Origin of the sequence: Nocardiopsis terrae, assembly GCF_014651695.1 — a bacterium.
Lineage (GTDB): Bacteria > Actinomycetota > Actinomycetes > Streptosporangiales > Streptosporangiaceae > Nocardiopsis > Nocardiopsis terrae.
Map to the genome: position 1 here is coordinate 516,669 of NZ_BMXJ01000004.1, position 17,658 is coordinate 534,326.

At 68.8% G+C, this 17,658-nt stretch carries 10 protein-coding genes and 1 pseudogene; 5 read left to right on the forward strand and 6 right to left on the reverse strand.

All coding sequences use genetic code 11. The features are described 5' to 3' along the window. Window positions 1–68: 68 nt before the first annotated feature. Window positions 69–530 (reverse strand): ATP-binding protein, encoded by a 462-nt coding sequence (locus tag IE195_RS13720; protein ID WP_308428428.1) that lies wholly within the window; start codon window positions 528–530, stop codon window positions 69–71. Window positions 531–757: 227 nt separating this feature from the next. Here IE195_RS13720 and IE195_RS13725 point away from each other — a divergent pair, with 227 nt between their 5' ends. Together IE195_RS13725 and IE195_RS13730 are read left to right on the forward strand one after the other, a co-directional pair. Beyond that, on the forward strand, window positions 758–1,618 hold the full coding sequence (locus tag IE195_RS13725; RefSeq protein ID WP_225942390.1) for a helix-turn-helix domain-containing protein: 861 nt from the start codon (window positions 758–760) through the stop codon (window positions 1,616–1,618). A gap of 30 nt (window positions 1,619–1,648) precedes the next feature. After that, a complete protein-coding gene (locus IE195_RS13730) occupies window positions 1,649–1,837 on the forward strand; it encodes a DUF397 domain-containing protein (RefSeq protein WP_191271314.1) in 189 nt (62 codons plus the stop codon). 722 nt (window positions 1,838–2,559) lie between these two features. On the opposite strand, the gene IE195_RS13735 is transcribed toward IE195_RS13730, so the two are convergent. Beyond that, the gene (locus IE195_RS13735) at window positions 2,560–3,027 is read right to left on the reverse strand and encodes a hypothetical protein (protein ID WP_191271316.1); all 468 of its coding nucleotides are present in this window, start codon (window positions 3,025–3,027) and stop codon (window positions 2,560–2,562) included. A 247-nt stretch (window positions 3,028–3,274) separates the two neighbouring features. Here IE195_RS13735 and IE195_RS13740 point away from each other — a divergent pair. Next, window positions 3,275–3,644 (forward strand): annotated as a pseudogene (locus tag IE195_RS13740) (IS701 family transposase); the annotation flags it as partial. 302 nt (window positions 3,645–3,946) lie between these two features. Here IE195_RS13740 and IE195_RS13745 read toward each other — a convergent pair. Together IE195_RS13745 and IE195_RS13750 are read right to left on the reverse strand one after the other, a co-directional pair. Further along, on the reverse strand, window positions 3,947–4,504 hold the full coding sequence (locus tag IE195_RS13745) for a barstar family protein (protein ID WP_191271318.1): 558 nt from the start codon (window positions 4,502–4,504) through the stop codon (window positions 3,947–3,949). Between the two features lie 39 nt (window positions 4,505–4,543). Beyond that, the gene (locus IE195_RS13750) at window positions 4,544–5,893 is read right to left on the reverse strand and encodes a pre-toxin TG domain-containing protein (RefSeq protein WP_229826201.1); all 1,350 of its coding nucleotides are present in this window, start codon (window positions 5,891–5,893) and stop codon (window positions 4,544–4,546) included. A gap of 584 nt (window positions 5,894–6,477) precedes the next feature. Between IE195_RS13750 and IE195_RS13755 the strand changes: the two genes are divergently transcribed. Further along, complete coding sequence (locus tag IE195_RS13755; protein WP_191271322.1) at window positions 6,478–7,041, forward strand: dihydrofolate reductase family protein; 564 nt, start codon at window positions 6,478–6,480, stop codon at window positions 7,039–7,041. A 26-nt stretch (window positions 7,042–7,067) separates the two neighbouring features. Here IE195_RS13755 and IE195_RS13760 read toward each other — a convergent pair whose 3' ends face one another. Both IE195_RS13760 and IE195_RS13765 read right to left on the reverse strand, forming a co-directional pair. Next, a complete protein-coding gene (locus IE195_RS13760; RefSeq protein ID WP_191271324.1) occupies window positions 7,068–7,616 on the reverse strand; it encodes a VanZ family protein in 549 nt (182 codons plus the stop codon). Window positions 7,617–7,703: 87 nt separating this feature from the next. After that, a complete protein-coding gene (locus IE195_RS13765) occupies window positions 7,704–13,187 on the reverse strand; it encodes an ATP-binding protein (protein WP_191271326.1) in 5,484 nt (1,827 codons plus the stop codon). Window positions 13,188–14,132: 945 nt separating this feature from the next. Here IE195_RS13765 and IE195_RS13770 point away from each other — a divergent pair. Then, window positions 14,133–17,651 (forward strand): DUF4132 domain-containing protein, encoded by a 3,519-nt coding sequence (locus tag IE195_RS13770; RefSeq protein ID WP_191271328.1) that lies wholly within the window; start codon window positions 14,133–14,135, stop codon window positions 17,649–17,651. The last annotated feature ends 7 nt before the right edge of the window (window positions 17,652–17,658 follow it).

Consider the following 17,658-nt stretch of genomic DNA (forward strand, 5'->3'; position numbering starts at 1 on the left):
GCACTTGTGCGCCCCCGGGACTGCGCTTCCCGCCGCGCCCGCTCAGTCCGCGAACCGTGTCCGTGTCCTCAGCTGACCAGGTCCAGGCCGATCTCGCCCAGGTCCGGCTCCCGGTCCAGGCGGATGATCGCCCGCAGCAACAGCGGCTGGCCCCGCTGACCCTCCCACCACCAAAAGTCCGCGATCCGATCCACCAACCACAGGCCCCGTCCGCCCGGGTTCAGCTCCCCGGGCTGACGGTCCACCACCTGCGGCGTGAGCACCGGCCCGCCGAACCTGGGCCCCTGGTCCAGCACCCCCAACAGCACGGTCCTCTCCCCCAGGAACTCCAACGAGAGCCCCATCCGGCCGTACTTCTCACTGCTCGCCGTGTGCCGCACAGCATTGGTGGCCAGCTCGCTGCCCACCAGCTCCACCCAGGACCCGCGCCCGCCCCGGAGCCGCCGATCCCGCACGAACCACGCCCGGGCCCGCGCCACATCGGCGCAGGTTCCACCCAGGTAGCACCACGCCGCGGACGACCACCCCACCCCACCACCAGGCCGCCGAGGCCCATGTATCCGACCACCACTCACAACGCCCTCCTCAAACACACCAACCACACGGCAACAGCTTGTTCTGCTGCCCTCCGCCCCAAGCATGGACCGCCAAAACTAAAACTGCAATACTGCAGAAAGAAGTCATGCTGTTTACGTAGATTGATTGTCGAATCATGCTGAGTGATACGGTTCACGAAGATCAAGGGAGGTCAGACAGCATGGCCGTACGTCTCAGCCCCACCGCCCGCCAGCGACGCCTCATGGCCGAACTGAACCGGCTGCGCGACAACTCAGGCCTCTCCAGAGCCGAGGTCGCCGAACGCATCGGGAGCACCGACAGCACGCTGTGGCGCTACGAGACCGGCATGACCCGCCCCAAGCCCGGAGACGTGGCCATCCTCCTCGACGTCTACGGCGTCCACGGGGCAGAACGCGAAGAACTCATCGAGATGGCCAAGCACGCGCGCAAACGCGGCTGGTGGCACCGGCACCGTCAGACCCTCAAGCCCGGTTTCGACAGCTACATCGGCCTGGAGGCCGCCGCCTCGGTGGTGCGCACCTTCCAGACCGCTGTGGTACCCGGCATCCTGCAGACCGAGGCCTACGCCCGCGCCGTCATCGAACAGACCGCCATCACCTCGGCTCCGGACATGGTGGACGAAAAGGTCCTGGTCCGCCTGTCACGCCAGGAACTCCTCACCCGCGAGGACGCCCCGCTTCAGGTCGTCGCAATCCTGGACGAGGCAGTCCTGCGCCGCCAGGTCGGCGGGCCCGAAACGATGCGTGGACAGGTCCAGCACCTCATCGACCTGGCCCAGCGCCCCAACGTGACCATCCGCGTGGTGCCGTTCTCCCATGGTGCCCATCCCGGACTGGACGGACAGTTCAACCTTCTCGAGTTCCCCGAGCAAGCCGACCCGGATCTGGTCTACCTGGAACAAGCTGGTAGCGGTCTGGTTCCGGAGGACCCGGAAGAGGTACGCAGGTATACGCTGATGTTCGGGAGCCTGTTGGGCAAGGCCCTCAAGGCCGACGAAACCCTCTCCTTCATGCGCGGGCTCCTGCCAGACAACCAGTAAGCCCCCCTCGAACGATGAGGAGGCCCGGAGATGTCCGCGCCACGCACCCCCGCTCACACCTCATGGCACAAGAGCAGCTACAGCACCAACGGCGGCGACTGCGTTGAGGTGGCGGAAGGCAAAAACGTCCTGGTCCGCGACACCAAGCACCGCGAGCACGGGCACCTCGCCTTCCAGAGCACCGAGTGGGCCAACCTCCTGACCACTCTCCAGCGCTGACGCGAACGGGTACCCCACCCCATATCCGGGGTACCCCTTCCCCAGGAAACAGCGCATGCGATGGGTCAAGGCCAGCACGAGCACCAGCGCCCAAGACTGCGTACAGGCCAGATCCGCCCGCGAAGGCGCGACCGAGCTCGGGGGCACCAAAACCCCGAAGGTCCCACCGTCACCGCCCCAACGCCGCCTGGGACCACTTCCTCGACCTGGTCGCCATCGGCCGCACCACCTACGGACGCCTGCGCACCGAGTTCCTGCCTGCCGGGGGCTCCACCCTCACCGACACCGCCACCCCGAACTCCCCCACCCTCGTCTGCACCAAGGGCAGAGTGGAACGTTCAAGCTCGGAGCCCACACAGGAGGGCCGCGCGATATCCGCCCCCAGAACATCCCCGTGAGCTGAGGGGTCATCGGCGCCCTGTCTGCCATCTACTGGGTGGGCAGCCGACAGCCCGAGCTTTGTGACCCAAGGGCGAAAATCCCCGTAGCGAGCGCCTTTCGTCGCCCCCACCCTTCGGGAATCTATTCGATCCGGAAGAGGTCCGCAGACATACGCCGATGTTCGCGAGCCTGGGCAGGCCAGACAGTTCTGCACGGTGCGCTTCTATTCCGCAACCACAGCCAAGCACGGGATCAGCATATTCGACACCCTGGCCAGGCCACACAAAGGTGAGTTCCAGATACTCAAAACCGCGCGATCTCTCACCGGAAAATCTGGAACGTTACGAGAAAATAAAACAGGAAAACAACAACAACGAGAAATAGCAGAGTCCGGCAAAGAACATCAAGGACAGATCCCACCGCCTCCACTGCTGAACCCCAGTAGAATCAACTGAAGCCAACCTGCGAGACCTATCCTTGATTTCAGCATCCATAGCCCTGGCAACTCGCCTAAAATTCCTATACTGCAACGCAAGAGAAAAAAGAGAATCCGGGAAAGCAACAGACCTTATCCTGGTGCCATTTTTCAATACAAGCTGCAGTCCACCACTCCAGCTGACGGATTTAATTAAACCGATCTCAACGTCAGTCTCTGTGGAAAAATTTCGAACCGTGACCCTGTCCAAAGCCACATCCACACCAGAGAAAACGCAGAGCTTGAAAATAAACCAAATCAAAACTGACACAAACGGCAGCAGCAGAATCAATGCCACAACGCCATCCGTAAAGATTTGACTTGCATTGGCCACCGCCCCTCCAAGCCCAATGAACAGGACTCCAAAAAAAGCAGATACGACACAGGCAAAGGCAACAGAAGACCATCGCCGAAACCGGACTACGCGATCTTTATTCGCTCTCACTCTTAGCAACCCCACCTAGTCGGCAGCCACGAAAGGCCGCCGTCATACTAGGCGCGGGCTCCGGCCCACCGCGCACCCAGGTCCGACCGCCGGCGCCCCCGGACGAAAAAGCACCTCCCGACGTGTCGAACGCGGGCCGGTGACGCCGGCCCGCCTGGTGGCGGTGGCCGGGCGCCGCTGGCGGGTGGAGGAGTCCTTCCAACAGGGCAAGGGCCGGGCCGGACGAGCACCAGGTGCGGACGTGGACCTCCTGGCACCGGTGGAGCCTGCTGGCCATGGTCGCCTACGCGTTCACGGCCGTGTGCCGCCTGCGGGAGAACCGCGACCATCCGGTCCCGGAAGGGTTGGTGGCGTTGACCTGCAACGAGATCGCCCCCCTGCTGCACATCCTGTTCGTTCTCCCGCCGGATGTGGAGCACACGCTGGTTTGGTCGGTGTTCAGACGCGTCCACCAGACGCGATCCCGCGCATGCCACTACCGCAGACAAGTAGCCCGCGAATCATGACAAACAGGAACTACAACTGGAGTAATAGGGGTGTTCACCAACCTGGATATCATCAGCCAAGGCGTCCGAATCACCGCATTCTTAGCTCTGGCCAGCATCCACCTGCCAGGACTCGGGCAGGATCACGACTCCCGACTCTCCTGAACTGATCACACCTCATGGTTCAGCAATTTCTTACGGGAGTGCAGTCCGGCTGTCCGGTCGCGTGCGGTGGCTCCCCGAAACGAGCTGACGAATCTCCTGGCGACCCACGCCGGCCCATGATTCAGGCCCAGCGGAGAAGCCACCGCACATCCTCCCTGTCAGTCCTCGAACACCAGGTGGAGAGGGGGACTCGGGTAGGACTTAGCCGCGTACCTCTCCAGCGACTCCCGCAGGGTCTCCGCGTCGTCAGGGAGAGTCCGCACCAGATGCGCCCAACCGGTGAAGCGGATGGTTCCCGGCAACTGCACCAGTCCGGTGATCGTGTCCCAGAACGCGTCCCAGTTGTGCCCGTACATGTCCGGAAAGCCCAACTCCCGCTTCAGCAGGCGCTGGAGCCCGCGCGCCGAGGACACGCCGTGGAGAGCGATCGTCACGTCAAGGGTCTCCGCCGAGTCGTTCAGGGTGAAGACCACCGAGTCCCACGCCCGCAGCACCGCGTCCCGCAGATGGGAGATCCCCGCCGCGGCCTCGGGACAGTCCTTCACCAGCCCACCCCATCCAACGACGTGCACGACCTCGTGCACGGGCCCGGCGTCGAGGACGGCGCGTTCCAGGGTGGGCCAGTCTCCCCGGGCCGACCACGGCACCCGCAAGGCGTTGCCGAGGATGCGACGGATCTCCTCGTCCTCCCACTCCTCGATCAGATCGACGATCATCGCATTCTCCTCATAAAGCGAACGGCGAACGCTCGCACTCTATTTGTAGGTTCCGACGAAGTGGGAGGTCTCGTAATGATCTGCCGTGACATACAACAGACCATCACTGGAATACAGGAGGCGGGTCCCGGGCTGCTTTGATCGCTTCATCTTATTACTCAATCCAACGTCTGCCTCATACCATACGCGACCGGGATAAGACGGCACCACCTGATACCTGTTCTCAAAGACATCCCCACCGACCTGTCCGCCCGGAACGTGATTGTTCAGAGCCTTGCCTTTAACCCATCCAGCCGCCTCTGCTTCGGCCTGTGTCACATACTGGGACGGGAGTTCACCGGTCGCACGGAGGCTCGCGATGACTTCGTTGGAGCTCTCCGTGGCCCCCATCACCTCGCGGTAGCGGACCATGTTGATGAGCGTGTCGGCACCCTTGTAGCTCGACCGGAGAGTACTGAGGAAGACCACACCCCCGAGCGCCCGGTCAATACCGGAAACGTTCTCGCCTGTGACGGGGTTGTCTCCTGTGATGCTCTCGTAGACGCCCTTGGCGTCCCCCACCCCGGGCGTGAGATCGAGCAGCAGGGACATACGACGCTGCTGCTCAGCGGACGCGAAGATCGAGTCGAGGTCGCGCTGGCCGAAGACGTCGTCCATCCCGGACAGGTCGAGGTCACTCAAATCCACGGGGACCGAACGCTCGCCCTCGATGAGATCGCTGAGGCCACCGAGCTCGGAGACCATCCCCGAGGCACCGGAGTTGAGCTTCTCCAATCCCTCATTGGCCTCCTTGATCCCCGCGTTGGTCTGGTCCATGGCCGCGTTTGCCTGGTCGATCCCGGCGTTCATCTGGGAGAGGCCACTGTTGACCTCGACCATCGCCGAGTTCATCTGATCGAGGCCCCTGTTGGCCTCGGCGATGCCCGCGTTGACGTCTTCAAGGGTGCCGTCGAGACCAGTGAGGAAGTCGTTCGCGTCCTCCGCGAAGTCCAGGAGCGGGCCCGCCATCTGCATGACCTCATAGGTCACCTTGCCGAGCTGGGCGGTGAGTTCGATGAGCTCCCGGACCTGGCGCACGGTCTGCTGGAACTCTTCCAGGTTCGCTTCGTCCTTGAGGTGTTCAGTGAGGTCAGCCGGCCCCATGTCCGCGAAGCGCTGCACTGACTCGATCACGTCGAACTGTTCGTTCTCCGCCTCGTTGTAAACGTGCAGCACGAACCCGTAGACGAGGACGGTGTCAACGACGGCCCTTGTGGTTCCAGCAGCACATTGGGCCCTGGCGGTGAAACCGGTGTCGTAGCAGCTCTCCATCAGTTCTTCGTTGGAGCGCCCCGAGTGGAGCCCGGCCATCGCTGGCGACTGCATTCCCAACTGAAGAATCAGAGCCAAAAAGAGAACAATTGAAATACTTCTTCGCATTACCGATCAAACTATTATCAATGGCCTTATCACTTCCATTTTCTCAGGATGATGAAGCGGTTCAATAACAACCAGTCCCACCTCGGCGTGACCAATGTTACTCAGGAGTAGAAAATCCCTGGTCATAGAACTGGACATGGGGTGAGCCACAGTTCGCCCGATCTGCCTGGCTACGACGGTCAGGCCGGCCGGAGTGAGGGCGGGCCAAGTTCGCCTGAAAGCGGGGCGAGCTGGCCACGCGGCCGGATTGCGGGGTGACACTGCCGAACGGGGCTGATCCGCCCCGGTGGTTCGACTACCCGGCCAAGCCAGGGCGCGGCAGGTGGATGTCCAGGGTATGGGCGGTGTGCGTGTCGTCTTCGGCTTGCACTCAGCCGCAGGAGCACCTGCTTCCCCTCAGGCCGCCGTCATACCAAGCGCGGGCTCCGGCGCACCGCACCCCCAGGTCCGCCCGCCGGCGCCCCCGGACGAAGAAGAACCTCCCGACGTGTCGAACGCGGGCCGGGCCGTTCGTCGAGAGGATGTAGGAGCAACCGAGCAGTGAGGAACCGAGCATGCGCACCCTGATCGTCACCGCGTTCGTGTCCGTCGACGGAGTCATGGAGGCTCCCGGCGGGGAACCCGGGTACCGAAACTCCGGCTGGACCGTCAACGCCGTCGAGATGGACGAGGCGGCCTACGAGATCAAGGGCCGCGAACAGGAGGAGGCCACCGCCCTCCTTCTGGGGCGGCGCAGCTACGAGGCCTTCTCCCCCGTGTGGCCCTCCATGACCGAGTTCGCCGGGTACAACGCCATGCCCCGCTACGTCGTCTCCACCACGCTCACCGAGGACGACCCGCGCTGGCCCGCCACCGTCCTGCGGACCCTGGACGAGGTCGCCGAACTCAAGGAGACCGAGGGCGGGCCCATCTCCGTGCACGGCAGCGCCGCGCTCGGTCGTTCACTCGCCGACGCCGGGCTGGTCGACCGCTACCACCTGCTGGTCTTCCCGCTGCTCCTGGGCGCGGGCAAGCGCCTGTTCAGCGACACCGACAAGGACGCAACCAAACTGGACCTGGTCGAGCACGCGGTGTACTCCAACGGCGTCCAGAAGCAGGTCTTCGACGTCGTGCACTGAACCCGGACCGCCGGGGCGCCGCGGCCTCAGGACCGTCCGGACCGGGCCGCCGCCCGGTCCCCGGCGGGACCCCACCAGAGCCAGGTCAGCGCCGCCCCGGCCAGGGCGCCGAGAACGTTGAGGATGACGTCGTCGGTCGACGTCACCCAGCTGTCCTCGCTCAGGTACTGGAGGGCCTCGATGGTGACCGCGATCCCCGCGGCCGCCAGGGCCACCCGGGAGAAGGACGCGAACGCCCCGGAGAAGGCCAGGGGCAGCAGGGCCCCGAACGGGGCGAACAGCGCGATGTGCCCGCCGTTCTGGTACAGGGTGGTCGAGTTGACCCCCGTGCTCCACATGTCGGCGAACGGGACCAGCTCCACGCCGTGCGGACCACCCGGGTTGACCAGGGTGAGGACGACCACCGGCACCAGGGAGAAGAACACCAGGACGTCGGGCACGGCGCGGGAGAGCGCCCTGCGCCAGCCGTGTCCCGGGCCGAGGCGGACCAGGAACACCACCAGGACCAGAACCGCGACCACGGGCAGCAGGACGAGGAGGAGGGGGAGCAGTCCGGTGACCGAGGAGAAACCCATCGGGCCAACCTAACGGTCCCCGCGTCCCCGAAGACACGCGAACGGCCGGCCCCGGAAGGGCCGGCCGTTCGTGCGTTGTCCGGCTCCCTAGCGCTTCATACCGCGCTCGATGGCCTCGATGATGCTCGGGCGCAGCTCGGCGGCGCTGATGATCGCGTCCACCGAACCCACCTCGACCGCGCGCTGGATGCTGTGCACGCTGTCGAACTCCGCGGCGACCTCGCCGAGCTTCTCCGCGCGGACCGAGGACTGCACCTCGGACAGTTCGGCGCTGAGCTCGGCCCGCTCCCCGGCCCCGGCCTCCGACACCCGGGTCTGCAGCTCGGTGACCCTCGGGTCGGTGGCGGTGCGCTTGTTCACCTCACCGGAGAAGACCACCGCCGCCGCCGGGGCGCCGCCGAGCACCGAGGCGAAGGAGCCCTCCAGCGCCAGCACCGTCATGTTCGGGTTGAGCGCCTTGGAGAACACCACGAACGCGCCGCCGTGGTAGCGGGAGATCACGCAGAACACGATCGGGCCGTCGAAGTTGACGATCGCCCGGCCGATCTCCGCGCCGTACTCCAACTGGAGCTTGCGCATCGACTCCGGGGAGCCGTCGAACCCGGACAGGTTGGCCAGCACCACCAGCGGCCGGTTGCCGGAAGCCGCGTTGATCGCCCGCGCGGTCTTCTTGGACGAACGCGGGAACAGCGTGCCCGCGGTGTAGGTGTCCGGCCCGTCGGTGGGCGGGAACCCGTGCCGCTGCACCGACTTCGACTCGATACCGATCAGGCAGACCGGCCAGCCGCCGATGTGCACGTCCTGCACCGCCGAGGTGTCGGCGTCGGCCATGCCCGCCCAGCGCTCCAGCACCGGGTGGTCCTGGTCGGACAGGGCCCGCATCACCGTGCGGATGTCGAACGGCTTCTTGCGGTCCGGGTTGTGCTCCGCGGAGAAGATCTCGCCGACGGTGGTGAAGTCGCTGCCCTCGATCGCGTGCGGGAAGTCGGAGACGTCCCGCTCGTCCGCGTCGCTGGTGACCGCCTTGCGCGGCGCGCCCTCGCCGGGCACGACGTAGGTGTGGTCGTAGTGCGCCATCAGCACGTCGCGGGCGGCCGGCAGGTTCGGCGCCCAGTACTGCGCCTGGCCGTTCGGACCCATCACCCGGTCGTAGCCGCCGATACCGAAGTTGTCCTCGGCCGACACGCCGCCGGAGAAGTCCAGCGACTGCTTGCCGGTGAGCACCATGGTCGAGTCCGGCGTCATCACCAGGATGCCCTTGGTGTGCATCAGCATCGTCGCCTCGGCGTTCCAGTACGGCTGGGCGCCGACGGTGATGCCCGCGACCACGATGTTGATCTCGCCGCCGTCCTGGGTGAACTCCACGATCCGCTTGAGGGCGGCCGCCACCCAGTCCATGTTCTCGGTTCCCGAGGTCATCGAGATCCGTGCGCCCGCCGAGAGCGCGAACCACTCCAGCGGCACCCGCATCCGCTCGGCCAGGTCGATCGCGGCGATCACCCGGGTGCACTCGGGCTCCGACAGCGCGCCCAGCGCCTTGGTCGGGTCGCCGAGCAGCACCACCCGGGTGACGCCCTCGGGGTGCCGCTCGGTCGGGGTCGTGACCACGCCCGCCACCATCGCGGCGGTGTTGCGGCCCCTGGGCCGGTCCACGGGGACGAGCGCGCCGTGTTCGTCGAGGTCGTGCTCGGTGAAGGTGCCCTCGGGCCCGGCGAGCATGCCGGTCAGCTCGTACGGGTAGACGGTTCCGCGGCGGGCGGCGCGCAGCACCTTCTGCCGGTAGTCGTCCAGCGGCTGGACCGGTTCGGTCGAGGGCCGGTCCACGTGCACGCTCGCGCCCTTGCCCGGGTCGAGGGTGATCCGCACGGCCGTCTCGGTGAGCTCGCCCTCGTCGGTGCGCTGGCGGGCCACGAACTGGACCTCCTCCAGCCCGGCGCCTTCGGTCGTCGGCAGGATGCGTTCGACCAGGGCGTTGAGCTCGTCGATGCTCAGCTCGGCCGGCGGCCACACGTACATCAGGATCCGGTTGGTGTCGAACCGCTTGTTGTGCGGCCGCTGCGCCTGGACGTTGCGGATCGCGTCCAGGCAGGCGGCGATCGTGCCCTCCACGGCGGGCAGCGCGACCAGCCGGCCCTCGGCGTCCCGCAGCGGCGTCAGGTCGCGGACCTGGCCCATCGCGAACAGCCGCTCGTCGGCGGGGTTGCTGCGCGCCACGGCCTTGAACAGGTAGACCTCCTCGTCCGCGGACGGCAGCCGGGTGAGGTCGAACTCCCGCAGGCGCTCCAACTGCAGCCGCTGGGCGATCTGCGGGTGCAGGCCGCGGATCAGCCGGTCCTCGGCCAGCCCCCCGTCCTGCGGGCGGAAGGTGAAGTGGTGGTGCATGACGGCACCGCTGGTACCGGCGACGGTCGCGGTGATCCGGCGCACCCCCTCGGGCAGCACGCGCTCCGCGAGGAGCTCACCGAGCCGCACCGCCATGGCGTCGGCGTCCGGCTGGCCTTCCCAGGTGAGGTAGAGGTCGGCGACCAGCCCGCCCTCGGGCGCGTCGGCGGCGAGTCCGGCGACGGCTCCCAGGGCCTCGGGCAGGGCGGCGATGTCCACGGCGGTGGTGACCACCCGGGTGGCGCCCCCGGCGCCGGTGTGCTCGGCGGTGACGAGCTGGCTGCCCGCGGCACGGAGCGTGGTGACCCCGGACAGGCCGCGGTTGCCGTAGTAGCGGCGGGTCAGCACCTCCAGCAGCGGTGCGTGGTCCTTGCCGGGGCGGCCGATGCGCTGGCCGATCAGGCGGACCAGCGGTTCGGAGCTGGCGACCATGGTCTGGATCCGCTCGGCGCGGTCCGGGGCGTCCGGGTCGCGGTCGAGGTGGCGCAGTTCGTCGCGGACCGCCGCGTAGACCCTGGCGCGGTTGCGGCGCAGCAGCGGCTGGGTGAACCAGCGGAACACCACGCCCCGGGACAGGTCGGACACCGCGGGGAAGCGCACCTGGGTGGCCTCCACCAGGTGTTCTAGGACGAGTCCGGCGCGTTCGCCCACCGACTCCTGGGGCGGTGCGTCGGCCAGCCACCGGCGCAGCAGCTCCGAGACGATGGTGACGCAGGCGCCCATGCGCTGCTGGGCCAGGAAGATCCGGAAGACCGCGTCCTCCAGCTCCGGGGTGCGGTCGAGGTCGGTGACGCCGTGGTGGGCGAGGACCCGGGTGAGCTTGGTCTGGAAGCCCTCGGTGACGCCCGCGCGCTCCACGTCCAGGCTCTGCAGGTAGCTGTGGAAGTACTCGCGCGGGCTGTGCACCCGGCTGTCCTGCGCGCTCTCCAGGGCGCCGCCCGGCTTGTTGCGGCTCAGTTCGGACAGGTCGGCGAACACGGTGAGCAGGTCCAGTTCGCCCTCGACCTGCCGCGAACCGAGTTCGGCGCGCGCGGCGAGGTAGTCCGACAGCACCCGCTCGCGTTCGGCGGGGTCGTAGTCGAAGCCGAGCAGCAGGCCGCGCAGGTCCCGCAGGCCCTGTTCGGCGCGCGCGGCGGCGGAGGCGGCCGGGGGCTGTTCGGGCAGCTCGATCTCGACGGCCTCGGTGGCCGCCTGCGCGTCCTCGGCGCCCTCCTCGGCCAGCGGCTCCAGCCGCATCAGCGGTGCGCCGGTCTCGACCTGGCCGCCGACCGCCACCGGGCACTCGCGGACCCGGGCCCGGAAGGGGGCGCGCAGGACCGTCTCCATCTTCATGCTCTCCAGCACCAGGATGGGGGCGCCCGACTCGACCTCGTCGCCGACCGCCAGCGGTGTGGCGACCACCAGGGCGGGCGCGGGCGAACGGACGACGCCGCCCTCGTCGCGGCTGATCCGGTGCGTGACGCCGTCGATCTCGACCAGGTGGATCGGCCCGTGGGTGGCCGAGACCATCCGGAACCGGCGACCGTTGACGGTGATGTTGCCGCTGTGGGTGTCGAACCGCTCCACCTCGACGTCGGCGGGGTGCACGTCGCCGCCGCCGCAGACGCCGACGCGGAACCGGTCGTGCCCGGTCCGGGCCACGTTCACCCGGTAGCCGACCCCGCGGAGCTTGAGGTCCAGGGGGCGGACGGTGTCGTGCTGCACCTGCGGGCGGCCGCCGTGCGCGGTGGACAGCAGCTGCTGGCGGCTGGCCTCCTCCTCGTCCTGGTAGGCCTCGATCGCGGCCGCGGCCAGGGCGATGGCGGAGTGGCGGTGGGTGACCAGGCGGCCCTCGGCGCGTACCCGGTCGATCCAGCCGGTGTCGGCGCTGCCGTCGATCACCTCGGGCTGGGCGAGCAGGTCGAGCACGAAGCTCTTGTTGGTGGCGCCGCCCTCGATGATCACCGTGGTCTCGGCCATCGCGCGGCGCAGGCGGCCGAGGGCCTGTTCGCGGTCGCGTCCGTAGGCGATGATCTTCGCGATCATCGAGTCGAAGTCGGCGGGGATGCTGTCGCCCTCGCGGACCCCGGTGTCCACCCGGATGCCGGGCCCGGCGGGCATGCTCAGCCGCGCGATGCGGCCCGGGGCGGGCGCGAAGTCGCGGTCGGGGTCCTCGGCGTTGAGGCGGGCCTCGACGGCGTGCCCGGACTCCTCCGGCTGGGTGCCCTCCAGCCTGCCGCCTCCGGCCACGTGCAGCTGCATGCGGACCAGGTCGGTGCCGGTGGTGAGTTCGGTGATCGGGTGTTCGACCTGGAGCCGGGTGTTGACCTCCAGGAACGCGAAGAGCCGCTCGCCGGGGTGGTAGAGGAACTCGACGGTGCAGGCGCCGCGGTAGCCGACGGCCACGGCCAGCCGCTCGGCCGAGGTCTTGAGCTCGGCGGCCTGGTCGGGTTCCAGGACCGGGGAGGCGGACTCCTCGATGATCTTCTGGTTGCGCCGCTGCACCGAGCAGTCCCGGACGCCCAGCGCCCAGGCGGTGCCCTGCCCGTCGGCGATGACCTGCACCTCGACGTGCCGGGCGCCGGTGACCAGGCGTTCCAGGAAGACCACGCCGGAGCCGAAGGCGCGCAGCGCCTCCTGGCTGGTGCGCTCGTAGGCCTCGGTCAGGTCCTCGGCGGAGGCGACCATCCGGATGCCCCGGCCGCCGCCGCCCGCGGAGGCCTTGAGCATCAGCGGGTAGCCGATCTCGTCCCCGGCGCGCAGGGCGTCCTCGAGGGTGGAGACCTCGCCGCGGCTCCACGGCGCGACGGGGACGCCGACCTCCTCGGCGATCAGCTTCGAGCCGATCTTGTCACCGAGTTTGCGCATCGCCTCGGCGCTCGGGCCGACGAAGGTGACGCCGATCTTCTCGCACAGCTCGGCGAAGGCCGGGTCCTCGGCGACGAAGCCCCAGCCGACCCAGGCGGCGTCGGCCCCGGTCTCCAGCAGGGCCCGTTCCAGGACGGCGAGGTCCAGGTAGGGGCGTGCGGAGGCCGGTCCCAGGTCGTAGGAGACGTCGGCCTCACGGACGAAGGTCGCGTTGCGATCGGCGTCGGTGTAGAGGGCGACCGTCTCGATCCGCGTCCCTGTTTCCGCCGAGAGGTCCCGGACGGCGTGGATGAGCCGCATCGCGGCTTCCCCACGGTTGACGATGGCGACACGACTGAACACCGGATGCCCTCCCAAGTACCAACACACAGAAGGCGACGTCCGGGTCCCGGAGCGCCGCCTGGCCTGGTATCCAGCTTGCTGGATTACCTCCAGGTACACCAATGTCCCGAATTGCTCACGCCGGAGCCGCTGCTTTGTGGGATCTCCACAAAAAGTGCCCCGCACCGCACCGCCGGACCGCCGTTTCGCGCGAGGTTTGCCACAATCCGTCGGTTCAGGGGGCCAGCACTCCTCCGGTCAGGGGGTGACCGGATCCTCCCGGAGGAGGGCGACGGGAGCCCCCCGAGGGGTGCGCGGAGTCAGGCGAAGCTCCGGAATCCTTCCGGGGAAGGCCTCGCGGTTGCGCACGTCCTGTCCCGGTCGGATGCGAAGGATGAGGTCCCTGAGCCCGGCGAGCGGGGCGAGATCGGGTCCCGTCCCGAGCAGAGTGGCCGAAGAGCTCTCGGGGAGGACGGCGGAGACAGGTCCGTGACGCCCTCGCACTCCCTGAGATCGAGGGTACGGAGCTTCTCCGGGTGAACCGCACAGCCCAGGCCCCTGAGGGGCGTGCCATTCACCTCGGGTTGCAGAGCCCTGGCCGGCCCTCCGGGCAATCCAGGTCGGTGACCACGTCCAGCCCGGTGAGACGGGCCCCTTTCAACCGCAGGGCCGCCAGAGGGCCAGGACCGGTGACCCGGGGACAGCAGGGGAGGTTCGGGCTGTCCGGGCGAGGGGCTCGGGTCAGCACCTCGGCAAGACCGCAGCGCAGGGCCGAGTACGTGAGGGAGAAACTCTGCGACTGCTCCGGCAGGGGGGAACCGACGATAGACACTCGAACCCGTCCCCGTAAGGCCAACCGGAGAAGGAGTCCCCGACCGCCCCCGACCACCGCCCCGGCCCGCTGTCGCAACCCCGTGCCACGATGCTTGCCACTCACTCGGCATACGGACGAAGAGGACGGCAGCAATGGGATGGGTAACCGTCAGCGACGAGTACACGGTGTGTCTTCGGGGCGAGGGCTCCCGGGCGCAGCTGGTCTGCCGCAACCCCAAGGGCCGTGAGCTGGCACGCGTGCCCTCGTCCCTCGGCAGGGATCCGGCTGTCATCGCCCTGCGGGACCTGCGCGGACGCCTCGCCCGGCATGAGGAGGACGTCCACGCGCAGGTCCGGACGTGGGTGCTGCGTTCGCTGTCGGTCCCGGCCGTGCTGCTCACCGCGGTCTGGTCCGACCCCGTCTGGCGGAAGGCGCTGACCGGGATCGTCGTCGTCCCCGACCCCGACGGCCCGGACACCGGGGAACCCGGCGCGGTCGGTGACACCCACCCCGAGCGCGGCGTGGAGCTGGTGGCCCTGGACGGTACCCGCAGCTGGTCGACGGCGTCTGTTCTCAGCCTTCCCCATCCCGTCCGGCTCGGCGCGGACCTGTCCTCCTGGCGCGCGCTCGCCGACAGGCACGGCACCGCGGACGGATCCCCTCAGCTGGACCGCCCCGTGTGGCGACGCCCGGACGACTTCGCCCCCGGGACGAGTTCCGTCGGCCTCAAGCACTCCTTCGGCTACGACGCGGGAGCGGCTTTCGAGAAGCGGGCCAACCAGTTCGGTGGACGGATCCGCGGCGAGACGGCCCACTTCCAGGTCTACGGGGCCGATCACGGCGCCGGACCGGTCCCCGTGACCGTGGGGCTGCGCTGGCAGGGGCTGGAGAGCTGCGTGGCGGTCAATGACCTGGCCTGGCACCCTCGCTCCGGCCCGGTCGACGACGTCGCCTGGTCCGAGGGCGTGAACATCCTCATGGAGCTGTACGAACGCAGTCCCGACGCCGGGGACGACCGGGGCGGCACCGAACAGCAGCAGGTGCCCGCGGTGGAGTACCGAACCGGTGACCCGGCACCGCCCAGACCGCTCCCCGTCCGCGACGAACGCGCCTGCCTCGTCCACGCCGGCGGTGTCGCGCTCTCCCCCGCCCGGGACGGGGAGGACGCGCTCATCGCGCTCGGGCTGTCCCACCCCGCACTCGACGGGCACGTCGTCACGCTGGTCCCCGACCACTCGGCCGCGGGTCGGCGGGTCCTCTGGGAAGCCCTGGGCCTGGTCCACCACTCCGAAACCGGGGTCGGCGCCACCCGTCACCGCCCGCCCGAGTTCCTGGCCGCCGTGCTCGAACGCCACCCCGCCCAGCTCGAACACGCTCTCGCGCTCCTGCCGGTGCTCCGCGCCCAGGGCGAGGTCGCCCCGGCCAAACCCGGACGCGCTCGCAAGGCGCTCGACGAGGCCGCCGACACCTTGCTGCACACCGCTCCCGAACTGCGTCACCTCTTCCTCGACGAGTGCGCGCAGGTCCTCGCCGAGGTGGGCAACGCCTCCTACGCCACCGGGTTCCACGACCAGGCCAGGGCGGCCGAGCGCGAACTCGACCGCGTGGACGAGGACGCCGTGATCGAGGCATACGCCCGCTTCCCCGCTCCGGGCTCCCTCCCCCACAGCCTGAAAACCCACGCCAGGGCCCTCGCCGCCCGGCTCGACCCGGCTGAGGCCTACCGCCGCCACCGCGAGCTGGTCATCGTCTGGTGCGAGGCCGAGCACCGGGCGTCCAAGGACCTCGCGACCGGCTTGGCCACTCTGGCCGGGGCGGCCGGAATCGTGCCCGGTGACCAGGGCAGCGGCGGTCAGGGAACCGGCGACCGCGAGGCCGACGCACGCGCGGTCCGGGCGATGCTCACCAACGGCTCCCTGGCCCTGGCACCGGCGAGGACGTGGAGCACGTTCCTGCCCCTCCTGCACTCGATGGTCGCGGAGGACCCGCGGTTGGGCGGGCTACTGGCCACCCAGATCCCGGCCCCTTCGGGGCAGACCGCCAAGGCGAAGGCCGCCGCCGCCAGACTCTGGGCCCGTGTGCTCCGGGAGAGCGGGGTCGGGGAGCCCTTCGGTACGGCCTCAGGGGTTTCCGCCGCCGCGGTCAAACACTGGGCGGACGCGTTCCTGCGCACGTACGCGTGGATGGCGCTTCCGGCCGAAGAGGTCCGCGAACCCCTCCGCCAGGCCGGGGCGGTGCTGCGCGAGGCGGGCCTGGCCGCCGACTGCTCACCGCTGGTGTCCCCCTTCAGCCGGCACGAACCACAGCCTCTGGGAACACTCGACTTCGTCGTGTCCTGTGGGATGCCGCTCGAGGGCTACCGCGGCAAGGACCCGGAGGGAGCGGAGCGGCTCCGGGCGATCAACCCGAAGAGCTGGCTGCTCGAAACCCCGGCACCACACGACCTCACCGCTCTGGCAGCCGATCCCCTGTGGCGTGGACGCCTGCGGGCCGCGGTGGACGGGTACACACGGTTCGAGAGTACGTCGGGGTTCGGGCGCTCCACGGATTCGCCCATCCCCGAGGACGGGGGTCATCACGCACGCCGGGTCCGGGAGCAGATGGCGGAGTACACGCGGGGGCTGGTCCACACACCCGGTTTCGCCGACGTCGTCGATGACATCCTGGCCGACCACCACGCATGGATCAGCGGGCCGAACGCTCCGGGGCTGCCAGTGCTCTACGCGGCTGTGCGGGCGGCGGAGCGCTTCCTCTGGAGGGAGCCCACCCCGCAGGTCATCGAGCGCGTGGAGCCGATCCTGGCCGGGGTTCGGGCGGCCGAGTCCCTGGCCGCGACCCTGAGCGGTGGCGTGACCGACGAGCTGCACTTCCCCGTGCTGGAGGGCCTGGATCCCCGCCACTCCTACGCTCTCGAGGAGTGCGGGCCCGACCTGTACCTCGCCTACCGGGAGGGGACCTTCGACTCCTCGATGAGGCCGGTCGGGCCCGAAGGCCTCGAACCGGTGCTGACGACCCGCTTGAGGTCGTCCGTCGAAAGACGGTGGTGCTCGGTGTGCCTCACCGCACAGGTCGAGGGCCAACCGCTCGAGAGGTGCACGCACGAGGACGGGAACGGTCCGGGAGAGACCGCTGAGGAACGGGTTCGCTTCCCCGGCGGTGCGGAGGTCACGGTCCGCCGCGTGAGCCGGCACCGCCAGGAACTGGTGGACTCCCAGGGACGAGTCCTGGCCGCCCACCGCATCGGCCGGGGCGGCTCCAGCGGTCTGATGGCGGTCCGCGAGTACTGCCACCGGTACGCGGCGGGAACCTCGCTGGTGCTTCCGCCGGGCTGGTGGCAGCACATGCGGGTGCGGGACCCGGAGGGCTCGGCCGCGCTCCGGACCGTGGACACGGAGCTGGCCGCGAAGCTGCTCAAGGCTGTGACGGAGGATCTGGGACGCGGAATCGCCTCAGCCACGGACCGGGCGGAACCGCGGGACATGGAACTGCCCGAGAAGAGGCGGTGCGTCGACGAGCTCACCTGGATCGTCCGCTTCTTCCTGCCGGCGATCACCGATGAATGGCTGTTGAAGGGCGTCACCGCACTGGTGTGGACGGCCGTGGAGTGCCGCGAGCGGGCGGCCGCTCTCCGGAGGCACCCGGCGACCACGGGAGCCCCGGTCCAGAGCTGAGGTACGG